General features: G+C 38.1%; 20 protein-coding genes. 11 read left to right on the top strand and 9 right to left on the bottom strand.

From position 1 onward, the window contains the following. The first annotated feature begins 30 nt into the window (after window positions 1-30). Both IPL24_04920 and rsmD read left to right on the top strand, forming a co-directional pair. Window positions 31-915 (top strand): DUF3822 family protein, encoded by an 885-nt coding sequence (locus tag IPL24_04920; GenBank protein ID MBK8363030.1) that lies wholly within the window; start codon window positions 31-33, stop codon window positions 913-915. Further along, window positions 906-1439: a 16S rRNA (guanine(966)-N(2))-methyltransferase RsmD gene (gene rsmD / locus IPL24_04915; GenBank protein MBK8363029.1), complete on the top strand. Its 534-nt coding sequence runs from the start codon at window positions 906-908 to the stop codon at window positions 1437-1439. Before IPL24_04920 ends, rsmD begins: the two co-directional genes overlap by 10 nt. 231 nt (window positions 1440-1670) lie before the next feature. On the opposite strand, the gene coaD is transcribed toward rsmD, so the two are convergent. Continuing rightward, window positions 1671-2132 (bottom strand): pantetheine-phosphate adenylyltransferase, encoded by a 462-nt coding sequence (gene coaD / locus IPL24_04910; protein MBK8363028.1) that lies wholly within the window; start codon window positions 2130-2132, stop codon window positions 1671-1673. 154 nt (window positions 2133-2286) lie between these two features. After that, window positions 2287-2898 (bottom strand): NUDIX domain-containing protein, encoded by a 612-nt coding sequence (locus IPL24_04905; protein ID MBK8363027.1) that lies wholly within the window; start codon window positions 2896-2898, stop codon window positions 2287-2289. Between the two features lie 105 nt (window positions 2899-3003). On the opposite strand from IPL24_04905, the gene IPL24_04900 reads away from it, so the two are divergent. Together IPL24_04900 and IPL24_04895 are read left to right on the top strand one after the other, a co-directional pair. After that, entirely contained in the window at window positions 3004-3654 is a 651-nt protein-coding gene (locus IPL24_04900; protein MBK8363026.1) for an orotate phosphoribosyltransferase, read from the top strand. A gap of 15 nt (window positions 3655-3669) precedes the next feature. Next, window positions 3670-4065, top strand: a complete 396-nt coding sequence (locus tag IPL24_04895; GenBank protein MBK8363025.1) for an SRPBCC family protein — start codon at window positions 3670-3672, stop codon at window positions 4063-4065. Window positions 4066-4183: 118 nt separating this feature from the next. Here the strand turns inward: IPL24_04895 and IPL24_04890 are convergent, their stop codons facing one another. Next, the gene (locus IPL24_04890; protein MBK8363024.1) at window positions 4184-4954 is read right to left on the bottom strand and encodes a biotin--[acetyl-CoA-carboxylase] ligase; all 771 of its coding nucleotides are present in this window, start codon (window positions 4952-4954) and stop codon (window positions 4184-4186) included. A gap of 101 nt (window positions 4955-5055) precedes the next feature. Between IPL24_04890 and rsfS the strand changes: the two genes are divergently transcribed. The 7 genes from rsfS (at window position 5056) to IPL24_04855 (ending at window position 11984) form a co-directional block, all read left to right on the top strand. Beyond that, complete coding sequence (rsfS, locus tag IPL24_04885) at window positions 5056-5472, top strand: ribosome silencing factor (protein MBK8363023.1); 417 nt, start codon at window positions 5056-5058, stop codon at window positions 5470-5472. Between the two features lie 88 nt (window positions 5473-5560). Further along, entirely contained in the window at window positions 5561-7612 is a 2052-nt protein-coding gene (gene ftsH, locus IPL24_04880) for an ATP-dependent zinc metalloprotease FtsH (protein MBK8363022.1), read from the top strand. Window positions 7613-7675: 63 nt separating this feature from the next. Continuing rightward, window positions 7676-8383 carry an LUD domain-containing protein gene (locus tag IPL24_04875; GenBank protein ID MBK8363021.1) on the top strand — a complete coding sequence of 236 codons (708 nt, stop codon included), beginning with the start codon at window positions 7676-7678 and terminating at the stop codon, window positions 8381-8383. A 5-nt stretch (window positions 8384-8388) separates the two neighbouring features. Continuing rightward, entirely contained in the window at window positions 8389-8592 is a 204-nt protein-coding gene (locus tag IPL24_04870) for a DUF2007 domain-containing protein (GenBank protein MBK8363020.1), read from the top strand. Continuing rightward, complete coding sequence (locus tag IPL24_04865) at window positions 8589-9398, top strand: phosphatidate cytidylyltransferase (GenBank protein ID MBK8363019.1); 810 nt, start codon at window positions 8589-8591, stop codon at window positions 9396-9398. Before IPL24_04870 ends, IPL24_04865 begins: the two co-directional genes overlap by 4 nt. 557 nt (window positions 9399-9955) lie before the next feature. Then, a complete protein-coding gene (locus tag IPL24_04860; protein ID MBK8363018.1) occupies window positions 9956-11236 on the top strand; it encodes a Glu/Leu/Phe/Val dehydrogenase in 1281 nt (426 codons plus the stop codon). An 85-nt stretch (window positions 11237-11321) separates the two neighbouring features. Further along, on the top strand, window positions 11322-11984 hold the full coding sequence (locus IPL24_04855; protein MBK8363017.1) for a phosphatidylserine decarboxylase family protein: 663 nt from the start codon (window positions 11322-11324) through the stop codon (window positions 11982-11984). 174 nt (window positions 11985-12158) lie between these two features. On the opposite strand, the gene IPL24_04850 is transcribed toward IPL24_04855, so the two are convergent. The 6 genes from IPL24_04850 to IPL24_04825 all read right to left on the bottom strand — a co-directional run bounded on the left by IPL24_04850 (window position 12159) and on the right by IPL24_04825 (window position 16832). Next, window positions 12159-12869 carry an endonuclease/exonuclease/phosphatase family protein gene (locus IPL24_04850; protein MBK8363016.1) on the bottom strand — a complete coding sequence of 237 codons (711 nt, stop codon included), beginning with the start codon at window positions 12867-12869 and terminating at the stop codon, window positions 12159-12161. 197 nt (window positions 12870-13066) lie between these two features. Next, a complete protein-coding gene (locus tag IPL24_04845; GenBank protein MBK8363015.1) occupies window positions 13067-14110 on the bottom strand; it encodes a c-type cytochrome in 1044 nt (347 codons plus the stop codon). Between the two features lie 2 nt (window positions 14111-14112). Continuing rightward, entirely contained in the window at window positions 14113-14844 is a 732-nt protein-coding gene (locus tag IPL24_04840) for a hypothetical protein (GenBank protein MBK8363014.1), read from the bottom strand. Next, on the bottom strand, window positions 14844-16043 hold the full coding sequence (locus tag IPL24_04835) for a YHYH protein (GenBank protein MBK8363013.1): 1200 nt from the start codon (window positions 16041-16043) through the stop codon (window positions 14844-14846). The genes IPL24_04840 and IPL24_04835 overlap by 1 nt, the downstream gene beginning before the upstream one ends. A gap of 39 nt (window positions 16044-16082) precedes the next feature. Then, window positions 16083-16481 (bottom strand): periplasmic heavy metal sensor, encoded by a 399-nt coding sequence (locus tag IPL24_04830; GenBank protein ID MBK8363012.1) that lies wholly within the window; start codon window positions 16479-16481, stop codon window positions 16083-16085. A 69-nt stretch (window positions 16482-16550) separates the two neighbouring features. Beyond that, entirely contained in the window at window positions 16551-16832 is a 282-nt protein-coding gene (locus IPL24_04825) for a hypothetical protein (protein MBK8363011.1), read from the bottom strand. Window positions 16833-16841 lie beyond the last annotated feature (9 nt).

Genomic DNA, 16841 nt, shown 5'->3' with positions numbered 1-16841 from the left:
TATTTCAATTGATTTTGTACCTTCGCCCTTGTGAGTACAAATGTCTTTTTACCGCAAACGGATGCTTCAATGCTGATCATCGACCCAACTCTTGAAAACAAGAGTTCAGGACTGTGTGATTTGCTGGTATTAGCAGAAAAATCTTCAATACAGTTGTCGTTGCTTGAGAAAAAATCAAACAAGTTTCTGGCATTCGAAGTTTTTCCAAATCCCGAATTTCGCGAAAATTTTTCCTGGAAAGATCATCTTGAAGTTGCAACATCGAAAAGTAAGATCCTCCGACAATATGAATTTTCTAAAGCAAGGATCTGTATCACTTCAACACAATATACTCTAATACCTGAAGCACTCCATCATCCAGGTGATGAACAAGCATATTTTAAACTCAACTTCAAGGAGGCAACAGATGTTTCTGTTCATCGTGCACACATAAGTATTTACGATTTGTTTACAATTTACAGCATTGAGAATGAATTGCAGAAAGAACTCTCTCATCTGTTTCAGGATCCGAAATTCGTTCATCATTCAGAAGTGTTACTGAATTCTGTCAGCAGACTTTCGCGCAACAATTCCGGCAAGCAACTTTTTTTAAATATCAGACAAAATGAGATAGACGTTATCGTTACTGAAGGCAAAAAGCTGATCCTAATGAACAGTTTCAACCGAAACAGTAATGAAGATGTTTTGTACTATACATTGTTTGTCTGCGAACAATTGGGAATAGATCCTGAGAGAACACCATTTACTTTGCTGGGTGAAATTGAAAAAGAAAGCGCTTTGTATAAATTGCTCTATAATTATATTCGTAAAATTTCATTTGGCGAGCGAACAAGAACACTTGCTTTCAGCAATAAATTCAATGAATTGCCTGCACATTTTTATCATACACTTTTCAATTTAGCATTGTGCGAATAATTGGCGGAAAATTCAGCGGACGACTGATCAATGCACCTGCAAATTTACCGGTCCGGCCGACAACTGATTATGCAAAGTCAGCCCTATTTAATATTCTCAACAACAGAATTGATTTTGAAGAAATAAAAGTGCTCGATCTTTTCGCAGGAATTGGCGGAGTAAGCATGGAATTTATTTCGCGTGGCGCAAAACATGTAACATGTGTCGATTTGAATTTCAAATGCTGTGCTTTCATCAAAGAAACAGCTGTGAAATTTGACGTGAAAAATATATCTGTCATAAAATCAGATGTATTTAAATTTATTAAATCCTGTGATACAAAATTTGATATCATTTTCGCTGATGCACCTTTTGAATTAAATGAAACAGACACTATACCTGATCTTGTCTTTCAAAAAGAACTGTTGACGGAAGATGGAATCCTCATCGTAGAACATCAGGCGAAAAGAATTCTGCAAAGTCACATAGATGCTAAGGATATAAGGAAGTATGGGAATTGTGCGTTTTCATTATACAGTATCTGAACCTGGATTTATCTGATTTTTGGATTTCCTTGATCTGTTGGAAATGGTTCATAATTTATTTAGGACTAAAACACTTGCCTGCTATGAACCTCTTTCCGGGAAATCCAAAAATCAGATAAATCCAGGTTCAGACTTGTTTTGGATTAGCAGCAAAGTTGATAATCAAAAGTGCACTCACCACCACCATCCCGGTAATCCAATAATCAGTTTAATCCCGGTAAAAATCCCGTCCTACCCCAACACCGGCTTCGGCACAAACGCCGAAACATCACCCTGATATAAAAGAATGTCACGCACGATCGTTGAAGAAATATGTGACAACGATGGATCAGAAACAATAAAGATCGTTTCTATTTCCGGTGCCATTGAATGATTCATCTGTGCAATTGCTCTTTCAAATTCAAAATCGGCAGAAGTTCGCAATCCTCTTAAAATATAACTTGCTCCTATCTGTTTGCAAAATTCAACAGTAAGCCCGGAGTAACGAACGACTTTTATTTTTGATTCACCTTCAAATGTTTTTGAAATAAAATGTTCCCGTCTGTCTTGCGAGAAAAAATAATGCTTGTTCGTATTATAACCAATCCCAATGATCAGCTCATCAAATAATGGCAATCCTCTTTTGATGATCTCTTCATGCCCTTTTGTGATAGGATCAAATGACCCTGGAAAAACTGCAATGCGTTTGCTCATTTTGTTTTTTGTTGGTGAACGAAGTTAGGAAAAAACTTGTTTGTTCAAAGTTCAATGTTGAATGTTCAAAGTTCAAAGTTCAAAGTTAGCTTTGTAGGCGCCTACGAAGCCAACTTTGAACTTTGAACTTTAAACTTTAAACTTTAATGAATCATCACGAAAATATCCCTTTGATCGAAGCATACGTATTCACCAAAACCTCCCGCTCTATCCGATTTTCTGCAACCCATTTTACTTCTGTAATTCCTTCTTCCGTCTGGGGGATTAATTTTTGATATTCATCGATGGTCATTAAATACCAATGCGTTTTTTTTAAGATCAACTTTCCTTTTTCTTTATAAGTATGAAAAGTTTTGGTAAGTACTTTTTCAATTTTAAGATTCTTCAAACCACATTCTTCTTCAACTTCACGAAGCGCTGTCATTTCAGGAGTTTCATCATACTCTGCTTTTCCTTTCGGAAGATCCCATTTACCATTTCTGAAAATGAACAGAAATTTTCCTTCTTTATTTTTCACTAATCCGCCTGCAGCTTCAATCAGAATATATTTTGAAATAAATCTTTTCCAGCTTTCATCAGGAGATTCACTGAAATAAACAACACCAATTTCTTTTCCGCTCTCAAGAAGTTTAATGGCTTTATCAATGGTCGAACTCTCATCATTCAGAATTGCATATCCTGTATACTCTACCGGCAATTGTTTGCTATAAACATAAGAAAAGACAAGTGGCCTGTCGTTGATGAATACAATATGGGAAGTCTGCATAAGTTCATTCAAATCTCGTTATTTAAACGGGAATATTGAATGCATTGAATAACTTTTTCCCTGAAAATACCTTTGCCTTTAACAGCGAATTCGTACGTTTGTGCTATGCCTGTGAATGTTATCACTTCGAAAAAAATAGCTGAATCTTTACTTCAGATCAAAGCAATCAAACTTCAACCCGAAAAGCCTTTTACGTGGGCTTCAGGCTGGAAATCACCTATTTACTGTGATAACCGTATTGCACTTTCTTATCCTAAAGTGCGTACTTACATCCGCCAGGAACTCGTAACTGCAATAGAAGAAACTTACGGCCGACCGGATGTAATTGCCGGAGTTGCCACTGCTGCTATCGCACAAGGAGCACTTGTGGCTGAAGCCATGGGACTTCCTTTTGTTTACGTTCGTGCCTCCGCAAAGGATCACGGTCGCGAAAATCTGATCGAAGGCGAAATTACAGAAGGTCAAACGGTTGTAGTAATTGAAGACTTGATCTCAACAGGCAAAAGTTCTTTGAAAGCCGTCGAAGCTTTGCGCGAAGCAGGTTGCAAGGTGAAAGGTATGATCTCCATTTTTACCTATGGATTTTCATTGGCCGAAAGTAATTTCGAAAAAGAACAATGTCCGCTTATTTCTCTTTGTGACTATTCAATTTTACTTGAACAAGCAGTAGAGTCAAATTACATCAAAGAAAAAGACCTTGAAGTATTGAACAAATGGAAAACAGAACCGGAAAACTGGACCGGCGTTATTTCTTAAATCAAATAATTTATCATGACTAGAATTGAAAGCGATATAACCCCGGTAACAAAATCACCGGAAGAGATCTATAATTTCCTGAGCAACTTCAATAATTTTGAAAAGCTAATGCCGGAACAAGTTACCAATTGGCAATCAACTGAAGAAGAATGCAGTTTTACAATCGCAGGAATGGCAAGTTTAGGAATGAAGATCACCGATAAAACTCCTTACTCATTGATTAAGGTTGCACGCAATGGAAAAGCACCTTTTGATTTCGGACTGGATTGTATCATCAAAGAATCTACACCCGGACAAAGCACTGTTCAACTTGCTTTCGATGCAGACTTGAATCCAATGATGAAAATGATGGCCGTAAAACCTTTGACTAACTTTTTGAATTTGTTAGTTGGGAAGTTGGCTGTACTTTAGTAAGTAGTAATTGGTAAGTAGTGAGTAGCACTACATGCTTTAATTCATGTATTTACTTTGAAGAACCATGTGGTGCCACTTACCAATTACCACTTACCAATTACCAAATACTAATCACCTAAGAAAGCCCCAAATACTTCAATTCCTTCAAATCAAACAACCGAATTTCCCCCTCCTCATCTTCAACTTTTAATAATCCCTGGTTGTCGACTCCTTTAATGCATCCTGGAAATTTTCCTTTTTTGTCTTCATAAAAGGCCCACTCTTCGCAACGGAATAACGCTTTTTTATAATCTTCATCCAAAGTCTGCTTCTCACCTCTTCGTAACTGGAGATACCGATTTTCTATACTGTTGGACAAACCATTGAGGATATGCTGTAAATTATGATTTCCGGGAACGATTTGTCCCATAGAAACCGGATTTGGCAAATTCGCCGGAAATTCCAGCTGATTTACATTGAGACCCAAACCGAAGATACTGTTGGTCACTACAGAGGTTGTGATGGTATTCTCGACCAGAATGCCGCCAAGTTTTTTGGATTTCCAATAAATGTCATTCGGCCATTTGATCTTAATATCGCTTCCTAAAAACGCCTTAATAAAGTCGTAAACTCCTAAAGCATAGGTTTTATTAAGTAAAAACAGATTTCTTGGAACAACAAAAGTGGGGTAAAAAGCAAAGCTAATCAGCAGATTTTTACCGTCTTCGCTACTCCAGCGTGCTCCCATTTGCCCCCGGCCCGAAAACTGAGAAAATGCACGCACAACACTACCTTCAGGAACCAATTGGCTTTTCAATAGTTCTGAAAGGTAAGAATTAGTCGATTCCACAGTTTCGATCTCAATAATATTCCGACCTGTGAATAAGGTTGTTAACTCTTTATTCATGAATTTAATAGTAAACTATATCAGTGATGTATCTTTAAAGGACTGCAATATTTTCCCTATTTTTGCGTCACTAATATCAATAATAACCTATCTCCCCCTTGATGATTAAAAAGACGAAGTCTCCTACCCGAAAAGTAGTAAAAAAACCAATCCGAAAGATCAATGAAGCCGAAAATCTGCGAGACCTCATTATCGATGGGATGCAAGAAAAGAAAGCAAAGGAGATTGTATCACTAGATTTAAGAAACCTGAAAAATTCTGTAGCCGATTTCTTTATCGTCTGCCATGCAGATTCTAAAACCCACACCGATGCCATTGCAAGATCTGTTGAAGATTTCGTAAATAAAAAAATTGGTGAAGATCCTTTTCACAAAGAAGGAATGTCGACTTCCGAATGGATCCTTCTCGATTACCTGAGCGTAGTTGTACATATTTTCCAAAAAGAAAAACGCGACTATTATGGCATCGAACGACTTTGGGCTGATGCAGAAATTCAACAAATCGCAAGCAACAATTAATACATTAATCTGTTAAACAATGACTATTTGTCGGGAATCCCGCAACGGGCACTCTTCTTGACTACTTAATGCCAATCTTTTTACTCTAATGAGCGAACAACGAAATAGTGACAACAAGCCAAATTCTGCGAAAGGTAACGCGGGGAAAAAATTCCCGGGTGGACCACGATTTAATTTTAATTTCTATTGGATCTATGGAATCATCATAGTAGTTCTGATCATTACCCAGCTTTTGCATTGGGGAACTGAAGAAAGACAAACAAGCATCGACGACTTTGAAAAAAATATGCTTGAACAACATGATGTGAAGAAGATCGAAATCGTCGATAAAGTTGCACACATCACGATTAAGAAAGACTCACTTCTTGCAAAAGAAAAATACAAAGAACTTCGTTACAAAAGTTTTCCGCAAGTCGTTAATGAAGGCCCGCATTTCAGAGTCAATACCGGTCCGACTGATCTATTCGTAAAGAAAGTTGAAGAAATTCAAAAAGACTTTCCTGAAAATGAAAAAGTAGGGATTGAATACAGTCAGGAAACCGGTGGTTATCTGGAATTCTTATTGAACTGGATCATTCCCGGAGTATTCCTTATTCTCATCTGGATGTTTCTCATGCGCAGAATGGGTGGCGGCGGTGGCGGCAGTCAGATCTTTAACATCGGAAAATCGAAAGCACAATTATTTGATAAAGATCTTCAGGTAAAAGTTACTTTCAATGATGTTGCAGGATTAGAAGAAGCGAAACTGGAAGTAATGGAGATCGTAGATTTTCTGAAGAATCCGAAAAAATATACTACACTCGGTGGAAAAATTCCGCGTGGTGCATTACTTGTTGGTCCTCCGGGAACAGGTAAAACTCTTTTGGCAAAAGCAATGGCCGGAGAAGCACAAGTTCCTTTCTTCTCTCTTTCAGGTTCTGATTTCGTGGAAATGTTTGTCGGTGTGGGTGCATCACGTGTACGTGATCTTTTCCGTCAGGCGAAAGAAAAAGCTCCTTGTATCATCTTCATTGATGAGATCGATGCAATCGGTCGTGCCCGTGGTAAATCACCTTCTTTCTCATCAAATGATGAAAGAGAAAGTACATTGAATCAGTTGTTGACTGAGATGGATGGATTCGGAAGTAATTCAGGTGTCATCATTGTTGCTGCAACTAACCGCGCAGATATTCTTGACCGTGCATTGTTACGTCCGGGTCGTTTCGACAGACAGATCTATGTAGAATTACCGGATCTGAATGGCCGTAGAGAGATCTTCAACGTTCACTTGAAGCCATTGAAGATAAATGCATCTCTTGACATTGAATTTTTAGCACGCCAGACTCCCGGATTTTCAGGAGCTGATATTGCAAACGTATGTAACGAAGCGGCGCTTATCGCTGCTCGTAAAAATAAAACATCGATTGAGAAACAGGATTTCTTAGATGCTGTCGATAGAATTATCGGTGGACTTGAAAAGAAAAACAAGATCGTTTCTCTTCACGAGAAAAAAGTAATCGCTTATCACGAATCAGGTCACGCTGCAGTTTCATGGTTACTGGAATATGCACATCCACTTATCAAAGTTACGATCGTACCGAGAGGAAATTCTCTTGGTGCTGCATGGTATCTTCCTGAAGAAAGACAGATCACAACGACTGAGAAGATCATGGATGAGATCTGTGCTGCATTGGGCGGAAGAGCTGCGGAGGAAATTATCTTCGGAAAAATTTCAACAGGTGCTTTAAGCGATCTTGAAAAAATCACCAAGCAAGCCTATGCAATGGTTACCATTTATGGTTTGAATGATAAGATCGGAAATGTAAGTTTCTATGATTCATCAGGACAACAGGAATATACTTTCGGAAAACCTTATAGCGAAAAAACAGCTGAGCTCATCGATAACGAAGTGAAAAAACTCATCGAAGGAGCTTATGAGCGGACGAAGAAATTACTTTCTGAAAACGTAGAGAAGCTACATCAGCTTGCGGGACATTTACTGGAGAAAGAAGTTATCTTCAAAGAAGATCTTGAAGCAATTTTCGGAAAAAGGAAATGGGAAGATAAAAGCGAAATGGCACACCTCGCAGGAACAACTGCAGCAGCCGGTGATTCTTCTGAGACTATTCCGACGATTGTGACGACGCCACCAACTGGGTAAATGGTGAGTAGTAAGTGGTGAGTAGCACAGTTTACTTACTTCTTACTACTTATTCTTTACAAAATGAAAATAGAGTGCAATCTGGAAGCTGTGCTACTTACCACTCACTACTTTCCACTTACTAAAAAGATGCAAGACACCACCTCCCGTGAAAAGATCCTTAAAAAGATCCGTCAGGCTTTGATACACAAAACTACCGGTCGGTTTCCTAATATCGACTGGGAGAAGAATGTATATAATACTGCCGGAGATAGTTTAGAGGAAAAATTTGCAGAGGTATTTACCAAAGTTGGTGGTCAGTTTGTTTTTTGTGAGAATGAAATGGAATTTTTAGAGAATGTGATCATGCTTGCTCAGGAAAATAAATGGAAGCAATTCTATTGTCAGGAACAGAAGATCACAGATTTCATGGATCAGATCGAATTTCCTTATACTAAAGAGCAACAGAAATTTCCGGAAGGAATGGTTGCAATTACATCCTGTGAAGCTTTGGTTGCACGATTAGGCTCAGTTATTATTTCAAGTAAACTTGGTAGCGGCAGAAAACTTTTCGTAGTGCCAACGATCCATATTATTATGGCCTACTCTTCGCAGATCGTTCCTGAATTAAAAGACGCGCTTACTCTGATCAAAAATAAATATAACGAGTTGCCATCAATGATCGCTGCATTGACCGGACCAAGCCGTACCGCCGATATTGAAAAGACATTGGTCACTCCGGCGCATGGTCCTCGTGATATTTTCGTTTTTGTTATTGATGATGCTAAATAATCTTTATGACCGGTTGGGAACTGATTTACACTTCTACGTTACCACATCAGGTCGAGATCGTTCTTGAAGTTTTGAAAGACCAGGATATAGAAGCCGTAAAACTCGACAAAAGAGATTCCAGCTATACTATGATCGGCGAAATTGAAGTATATGCTAAAAAAGAAGATGCTATCTTAGCCAAAATAATAATCGAACAGAATCAACTGTGAACAATTTAACGCAACGATTTATTACGGGTATCATCGGAGTTGCAATCGTACTCTCTGCGCTTCTTTATAGTCAGCTTTCAGGATTGCTTTTGATCGCTCTCATTTCCAGCATGTCGCTCTTCGAATTCTATAAGCTTTCGAAAAACGACAACATTCAACCGCATATAGCTCTTGGATTAGCTACAGGAATTATTTTATTTCTACCAATGTTGTTTGGCACCTTCATGCAGAATATTAATCTGCTGCCGCTGATCTTCATTCTTCCTTACCTTGTTTTTATCAGAGAGCTATTTACTAAATCTGAAAAGCCGTTTACGAATATTGCTTACACCCTTCTTGGCAACATTTATATATCAGCACCGATGTTCATGTTCTTTCTCCTGTCATTTTATGGACCGGGAGAAGAATATAAACCATTGAACTTAGTTGGCTATCTTTTTATTCTCTGGGCAAATGATATTGGTGGATATACAGCGGGCAGAATCTGGGGCAAACATAAATTATTCGAACGCATCAGTCCGAAGAAAACCTGGGAAGGTTTTATCGGCAGCGGAGTATGCGCTATCGGAATTTCATTCGCTGTTGCACATTATTGTACTGCTTTCACATTGACGCAATGGATCGTTATTGCATCGATAATTTTCATTGCCGGAGTACTTGGCGACTTGATTGAATCTATGTTCAAGAGAAGTCTTGTGATCAAAGATTCCGGATCTTTACTTCCCGGACATGGTGGTTTCTTAGATCGATTTGATGCGTTGTTTATATCTGCACCGTTTGTGTTTTTTTATTTGAATCTATACTAAAGATAATTAGCGCCAAAAGTTTTTGCGCTTAAAATATTTTCCGCAGATTTTCGTAGATAAGGCGCAGATAAAATCGCAGATCTGTATTTCAGTAATTACACTTATTCGTAAATAGTTACGCTAAATTATTTCCCGCAGATTTTCGCAGATGAAGGCGCAGATAAAGGCGCAGATCTGTCTTTCGTTGATTAAAGTTATTCGCAATTTAGCTTGGCTTATAATCTGTTTTTTTTATTTGAAGTTGAATCAATTCATTGCAGACGAATATTAAAAAACACAAATCTGCGATTTTATCTGCGTCCTTTTCTGCGGCAATCTGCGGGAAAATACACACAGCATTTAATTTTCCATTACCCGGGATTCTCGTAAATTACTTCCTGGATTTCCTGCGATTCTGTGAATCTAGAGGAAGTTCTAAAAAACCCCTTTTTCAGGTGATTTAGCCCTAATTTGCATGAAGTATAACTTACTGAGGTGCAAACCTTTGCAAACATAAACCCCTGAAAACCCGCATCATTATTAAAAATATTCTACCTTCGCACCCCTAATTACTCACAATGATTACTCAGGTAGAAAAAGAACAAATGTCAACAGACACAACGAATCCTTATGAATCGATGATCCGACGCTTCGAGGTTGCAGCGAAGATCATGAATCTGGATGAAGACACTTACAACATTCTGAAAACTCCGCACAGACAATATCTGGCGAGTCTTCCGATCAAAATGGACAATGGAAAGATTGAAGTATTCGAAGGATACAGAATCGTTCATAATACAAGCCGCGGCCCTTCTAAAGGCGGAATCCGGTATTCAATGGAAGTAAATCTGGATGAAGTAAAAGCACTCGCTGCATGGATGACATGGAAGTGTGCTATTGCTGATATTCCTTATGGTGGTGCTAAAGGTGGTATCACAGTGAATCCTTCGAAGTTATCAGAAGGCGAATTAGAAAGACTTACACGCGCATACACTGCCGCAATGGTGGATGTATTCGGTGTCGATAAAGATATTCCTGCACCGGATGTTGCAACAGGTCCACGCGAAATGGCATGGATCGTTGACGAATATTCAAAACTAAAAGGTGCATTTACTCCCGGTGTTGTAACAGGCAAACCACTTCACTTAGGTGGATCTGAAGGTCGTGTTGAAGCAACCGGACGTGGTGTTACTGTCGCTGCAATGGAAGCGATGAAAAAAATTAAAATGGATCCTAAGAAAGCAATTGGTGCTGTTCAGGGATTTGGTAATGTTGGTTCGATCACTGCAAAGCACATGGATGAACATGGTGTTCGCATAGTTGCGATCTCTGATCATACCGGTGCATTTTATAATGCAAAAGGAATTAACATTGAAAAAGCTATTGCTTTCAGAAATGGAAATAACGGCGTGTTAAGAGGATTTGCAGATGGCAAAGAAATCACTAACGAAGAATTATTGACTCTTGATGTAGATGTACTTGCTCCTTGTGCTCTTGAAAACCAGATCACCGGTGCAAACGCTGATCAGATCAAAGCTCAATTGATCGTAGAAGGTGCTAATGGTCCTATCACTGCAGGTGCCGATGAGATCCTGACTAAAAAAGGTATAATCGTAGTTCCTGATATCCTTGCAAATGGTGGTGGTGTTACTGTCTCTTACTTCGAATGGACTCAAAATCGTTTCGGCTACTATTATCCGGAAGATGAGATCAACAAACGTGCTGACAGATACATGATCAATGCATTTAAAAACATCTGGGCAGTTGCTGATAAGCATAAAGTGTCTTTAAGAATTGCTGCATACATCTTTGCAATTGAAAAAGTCTCAAAATCGCTGAAATCAAGAGGGAGCTACTAAGAAGACTTCACATATTTATTAAAAAAGGAGATTGTTATCTCCTTTTTTTTATTTTGCACCCATTCCCACTTAGAAAATTAACAAAATGACAATTCACAAAGAAGGTTATGCATCACTGGCAATTTCACTGATTGTTTTAACAGCGATAAATATTGCCTCCGATATTTTCATCGGCCCTGAATATAACTGGATCAAAATAGCTATCCTTTCTATTTCTGTAATTCTCTTTCTTATCGTTCTGCAGTTCTTTCGTCATCCCAGCAGAACTCTTACTAAGAATGAAAAATATATCGTAGCACCGGCAGACGGAAAGGTAGTTGTGATCGAAGAAACAACGGAGACGGAAGTACTGAAAGATCGCCGCATTCAGGTTTCGATCTTTATGTCGCCAATCAATGTGCACGTTAATCGATATCCCATCAGTGGACAAATCACATTTTCAAAATATCATCCGGGATTATTTCTTGTTGCATGGAATCCGAAATCATCAACCGAAAATGAACGCACAACTGTAGTAATTGAGAATGGTGCAAAAACTCCAATTCTTCTGCGACAAATTGCAGGTGCTCTTGCAAGAAGAATTGTTTGTTATCCAAAAGCCGGATGGATGGTAAAACAAGGCGAAGAACTTGGTTTTATAAAATTCGGTTCGCGTGTGGATATTTTTTTACCGCTTGGAACAAAGATCAAAGTCGGTATGGAACAGAAGGTTTTGGGCGGGGTGACGGTGATTGCTGAGTTGCAATAGAATAAGTCAAAATTAAGGTAAGGGTAAAAGGATATTAAAAACATCACTTAAAAGATCACTAGGAACACAAAGAGCACGGAATTAAACGTGCCCCTTGGTCGCTCTTTTATTTTCTTATCGATATTACAAAGGTGTCATCCCGGGGAACTTTGTAATAAGACTCTTGTCTCGATTTCACAATTCAAACTCCACCATCAAAGGCGTATGATCACTCAACGCAATCCACTTTTTAAAGGTACCTACTTTTATACTTTTTACTTTTTCTAAAAGCACTCCTGAAGAAAAGCAATAATCCATGTGATAGGGTTTTGTTTTATTTCTGTACAAATAAAAAGTCGGATGCTTTTCTTTTCCTTGCTCCTGATTGAAATGCTTATGATAAATGCTGTGAATGTTTTTTTCAAACAACTTTTTTACTACTGCAGTATGATTACCAATTCTTCTCGGCTTATCCCAGATCGTATTACTATTAAAATCTCCTGTCAGAATTGAAAGCCCGGATAAGTATTCATCATAGTGATGGATCGCTTTCCAGATCTGCTCAACATACTGGCCATCCGGATCGTCACGGTTATTTGCCCAGATAGCAAAAAGTGTAAAGTTGACTTTCCCTCCTGTAACAAGAACCGGCAACACTATTTTTAAATCCTGATTGTGTTTATCAATAATTTGAAATCTGTGATCACCATAAGAAAATACACCAAGACCTTTATGCTTGTTATCACCAAACCAAAGCACATCATTCGGCTTAGGAGTTTCCGAACCAAAAATTAATTTATCCGGATGCTCGCACTCCTGCACTACCAAAATATCAGGCTTGTGTAGCAAGATAGCTGCGGCCTTTTTTCTGAATGCGCCTTGGCAGTTCCAGGTTACTAATTTCATTTTTTTCTCTACAAGTTTGCTAGTGAAAATAAAACATTAAGTGCACTAAGTTCACAATAAGAACACGGAATATATCGCTAATTAAATTCCAATATCGAAAATATTTACTGTCTTTTTTTAGTCTTACCTTAGATTCAATTACACACTGATTTCCGTGTTCTCATTGTGAACTTAGTGTTCTCTGTGTTTTTTTCACCTTACAACGGATTCGCAAACCGCCTATCATACAAAAACGTCTTATCCGTCAACGTCCTCAAAAAAATGATCAGGTCAATTTTTTCCGATTCAGTGAGGCCGGTCGTTTTGGTCAATTCCTTATCAAATCCGGTCGAATGAAATTTACCTTCAGAATAATATTTCAACACCTCTTCTAGAGTATTGAATCTTCCATCATGCATATATGGATAGGTCATTTCAATATTTCTTAATGTCGGAACTCGGAACTTATAGAGATCAGATTCTTTTCCTGTGATCAGTTTTCTTCCAATATCATTCAGTTTCGGATCAGGAGCCAGTCCGTTATTCCGATAGGTATTATCAGTGAACAAAGGTTCCTTATGACAACTGCTGCATTTTGCCCTGAACAAATTCAATCCGTTCTTTTCATTCAATGTAAACTCAACTTTCCCGGCAATGAATTTGTCGTACTTTGAATCTGACGAAATCATCAGACAAACAAATTGCGACAAGGCCTTCATCATATTTTTTGTTGAAACAATTGAATCACCAAATGCAGTTTGGAATAACCTTGGATAAACTGAATCATTCTGCAGTTTCAGAATTACATTCTCCAGAGTCTCTCCCATTTCATCTTCACTTGTTAATGGAGCAATGGGCTGCAGGTCGAGATGATTGATTCCGCCATCAGCCATGAATTCATTTTTCCAGATGAGATTCTGCAAGGCCGGAACATTTCGCTTACCGATCCTGTTTGCAATACCATGACTCAATGCATGATCGACATGTGCAAAGGCAGCAAAACGGAGATGACATGTACCACACGAAGTAAAATTATCTTTTGACAGAAGTGGATCATAAAACAATTTTCTTCCCAGTGTAAATGCCTCTGCAGACATTTTATTTTTCCTGAAATCATAAACCGGTTTAGGAAAACCTTGCGGAATAACTATTTCAACATCTTTCTGAGAAATGGAATAATATGGATTTTCAATAACAAATGCACTCAGAATAATAAGTGAAAATACTGCGAGAAATGCAAGCTTCAGATTCGATAATTTCATCTTCACTTCTCTTTTATCAGACTGAACATATCAGAATAATTATTGGCAACCAATTCTGCATTGGTCATATCGCTTACAACAGGCATCGTGGAAAAGTCTATTGACACAGGTTGTTTAAGTATCTGAGAAATATCAGCTTTGATAAAAATCTTTTTGGAATCAGGAACTTCATCCGCAAAAATTAAACTATCCATTTCTAAAGAAATTTTTCTGATAGCATTAACAGGTTCTTTAAACCCACCGATGTGATATTCAAAAATTCCACCCTGAGCAGTTGAGGATTCTGATGTTCCTTCCAATTTCAAAAAAATGTATCCGGTATTCCATGCCCAGAACATTCCTTTGACCGGATCAAGTGCACCTTCCTGCAGACCACTACAATTCCGCAGACTATCGACACCAATAATAAATGAAAGGGTTTTGTAATTTCCGGGAGGGACATCTTTTACAGAAAATCCTTTCGACTGTGGTTCATCTTCATTAATTAAAAAATATTCCTCTGAAGAAAACACTTTTCCTGAATCATTGATCAATTGAATGTTGCTGATATAGTATTTGAATTTAGTAACAGTATACTTCTGTCCTAATTCATTTACATACTCTTTTGTTTTAAAAATCAAGGAATCAGAACCGACAAAATGCCGGAAATTGATCTGCAACTCATTCCCATTTTCCGGATTGCCATTAGAAACAATTCCAATGAAATTCAGAAGAATGAAAAACAATATTTTCATCAGTTAACTTTTATGATCTTTTGAACAACCCTTTTATTTGCGGTTGTAAGATACAGAAAATAAGTTCCTGTTGAATAGCTCGTAAAGTCAAAAGTATAGCTAATGCTTGGTTGCATATTCGATTGAGAAAACAAAATTTGCCCTCTAATATCATAAATTTCAGCTGTAACATTATTCACGCTTTTCGGATCAAAATAAATATATGCAAAGTCCTTAACCGGATTTTCTGATAATGTGAATTTTATATCATCTGACACTTCTTTTACATCTGTAGTTTCAGTGTAAATTGTTGTAGGCTCTGATATGGTAACATGCCCGCTTCCCATTCCTGTATTTCCTGACTGAACTATTCCATAGTAAGTTCCAAAAAAAGTATAAGGAAACTGTGGATCCAGATTGGAGTCAATCGTTACGAAGTATGCATAAGTCCCCGCAGGATAATCAGGTGTGATACAAAAACGTCCGTTACGCTCATCAAGATCTCCGGATCCTGCAGCGTATGTGTAATCTTCAATGAAACATCCGTTCGGATACATTCCAGCTACTGCAGGACCATTCGTTCTCGTGGTTGCAGAATTCATTACATAACTGCTTTGCATTCTCTTAATAGCTCCCGTACCATTTACATTGGTGAATGCATATGCACCATAGATCGGAAAACCATCGAATGCAAACCCGATGATTGGTGAATGATTCAGGCTATCAGTATCGTCATACAAACATGTCGGACTAACATGATGATGATACTCGCCTTGTTGTTGCGGGTGACCGAGGCAATTGTCAAATCCCGAGCCTTCCCAATAGTAAGCATTTCTATTCCAGACGCCCTGGTTCATATACGACATTGCATCAGAAACATTAAATACACTCACACCATTCGACCAGACACCAATGTGACCAAGTCCAACAGCTGTCGCTGTTCCGGTATTCTGTTGTGGATTTCTTGTGATCTTGAAAACAAAATTCTGATTACTTGCAACATTTGGATTGCCTGTCCAGGGACCGATACTATAGCCCGGAATACACGTACATGAAATGTATACATTGTTAGTGGAATATTGTACTATTTGAACATTGGAAACAATTCCATTGTATCCTGTAGCAGTTGTATTCTGTTTCCAGGTAGCCAGTTCAGGTGCCTGAGCAAGTGCTGCAAATGAAAATAATGCCAAAACAATTGCGATAAAATTTTTTCTCATTCAGTGGTTTAATTTAGGTGGATATGTGTTTGATATATTCTAGCGCGGTGGACGGGGAGCCATCATTCTTAATGCATCGTTGATGATCCGGTCGAATTTAGCTTTTTGTTCTTCGGTACAGATGGTTCTTACCATAGAAAAATGATAGAACGTCTGTATTTCAATTTGCTTTCTTTTATGTGACATCAATGTTGCCATTGAATCCACAACTGCTGAATCAGGATTGTTTTGATTCAGGTAATTAAAATAATTATCATGCAACTTACGGTCTTCAGCCTGGATCTCTTCTATCTGCTCCCGGTTTTCTTCATGCAACTTCATTACTTGAGCCCTTTGTTCACTACTAAAGTTTAATTCCTCAGAAAGGAACTCAATGATTCTTTCTCTTCCACCCGGACCACGCGAGTTTCCGGGTCTATTTAAAAGTAAATAAGACAATGTCCCAATATTTAACACAATGAGACAGACTATAATTATTCTAAGAAATTTTGTATCCGTCATCATGTCTTATAGTGAATTCATGTAGGAGAAATATTCTGTTGCAAAAATTGATTTTTCACTGCTTCTCCCTTTTGATGTTTTATTCAATGCATAATAATTGATAAAAAACAACACAGCAACTGAAGCTGCAATTGCCAGCCGTACTGAAGGTTTGATCGTAAAATCTATAACCTTTCCACGAACCGATTTAATCCGTTGGATTAATTCTTCTGAAACCGGAAGTTTTTCAATCGAATAAATTGAATCCATTGTCTCCTTTATCCGGCTTTCTTTTCTGATCATATTCATTAGATGTTA

The organism is Bacteroidota bacterium (assembly GCA_016711505.1).
Classification (GTDB): domain Bacteria; phylum Bacteroidota; class Bacteroidia; order AKYH767-A; family 2013-40CM-41-45; genus JADKIH01.
Note: the sequence above shows the minus strand (reverse complement) of the source record. Positions and strands in the feature narration are given on the sequence as shown.

Excerpts from the sequence above, each read along its gene's own strand:
- coaD (MBK8363028.1), bottom strand. The coding sequence starts at position 2,132 with ATGAGCAAACGCATTGCAGTTTTTCCAGGGTCATTTGATCCTATCACA.
- IPL24_04905 (MBK8363027.1), bottom strand. The coding sequence starts at position 2,898 with ATGCAGACTTCCCATATTGTATTCATCAACGACAGGCCACTTGTCTTT.
- IPL24_04900 (MBK8363026.1), top strand. The coding sequence starts at position 3,004 with ATGCCTGTGAATGTTATCACTTCGAAAAAAATAGCTGAATCTTTACTT.
- IPL24_04895 (MBK8363025.1), top strand. The coding sequence starts at position 3,670 with ATGACTAGAATTGAAAGCGATATAACCCCGGTAACAAAATCACCGGAA.
- IPL24_04890 (MBK8363024.1), bottom strand. The coding sequence starts at position 4,954 with ATGAATAAAGAGTTAACAACCTTATTCACAGGTCGGAATATTATTGAG.
- rsfS (MBK8363023.1), top strand. The coding sequence starts at position 5,056 with ATGATTAAAAAGACGAAGTCTCCTACCCGAAAAGTAGTAAAAAAACCA.
- ftsH (MBK8363022.1), top strand. The coding sequence starts at position 5,561 with ATGAGCGAACAACGAAATAGTGACAACAAGCCAAATTCTGCGAAAGGT.
- IPL24_04875 (MBK8363021.1), top strand. The coding sequence starts at position 7,676 with ATGAAAATAGAGTGCAATCTGGAAGCTGTGCTACTTACCACTCACTAC.
- IPL24_04870 (MBK8363020.1), top strand. The coding sequence starts at position 8,389 with ATGACCGGTTGGGAACTGATTTACACTTCTACGTTACCACATCAGGTC.
- IPL24_04860 (MBK8363018.1), top strand. The coding sequence starts at position 9,956 with ATGATTACTCAGGTAGAAAAAGAACAAATGTCAACAGACACAACGAAT.
- IPL24_04855 (MBK8363017.1), top strand. The coding sequence starts at position 11,322 with ATGACAATTCACAAAGAAGGTTATGCATCACTGGCAATTTCACTGATT.
- IPL24_04850 (MBK8363016.1), bottom strand. The coding sequence starts at position 12,869 with ATGAAATTAGTAACCTGGAACTGCCAAGGCGCATTCAGAAAAAAGGCC.
- IPL24_04845 (MBK8363015.1), bottom strand. The coding sequence starts at position 14,110 with ATGAAATTATCGAATCTGAAGCTTGCATTTCTCGCAGTATTTTCACTT.
- IPL24_04840 (MBK8363014.1), bottom strand. The coding sequence starts at position 14,844 with ATGAAAATATTGTTTTTCATTCTTCTGAATTTCATTGGAATTGTTTCT.
- IPL24_04835 (MBK8363013.1), bottom strand. The coding sequence starts at position 16,043 with ATGAGAAAAAATTTTATCGCAATTGTTTTGGCATTATTTTCATTTGCA.
- IPL24_04825 (MBK8363011.1), bottom strand. The coding sequence starts at position 16,832 with ATGAATATGATCAGAAAAGAAAGCCGGATAAAGGAGACAATGGATTCA.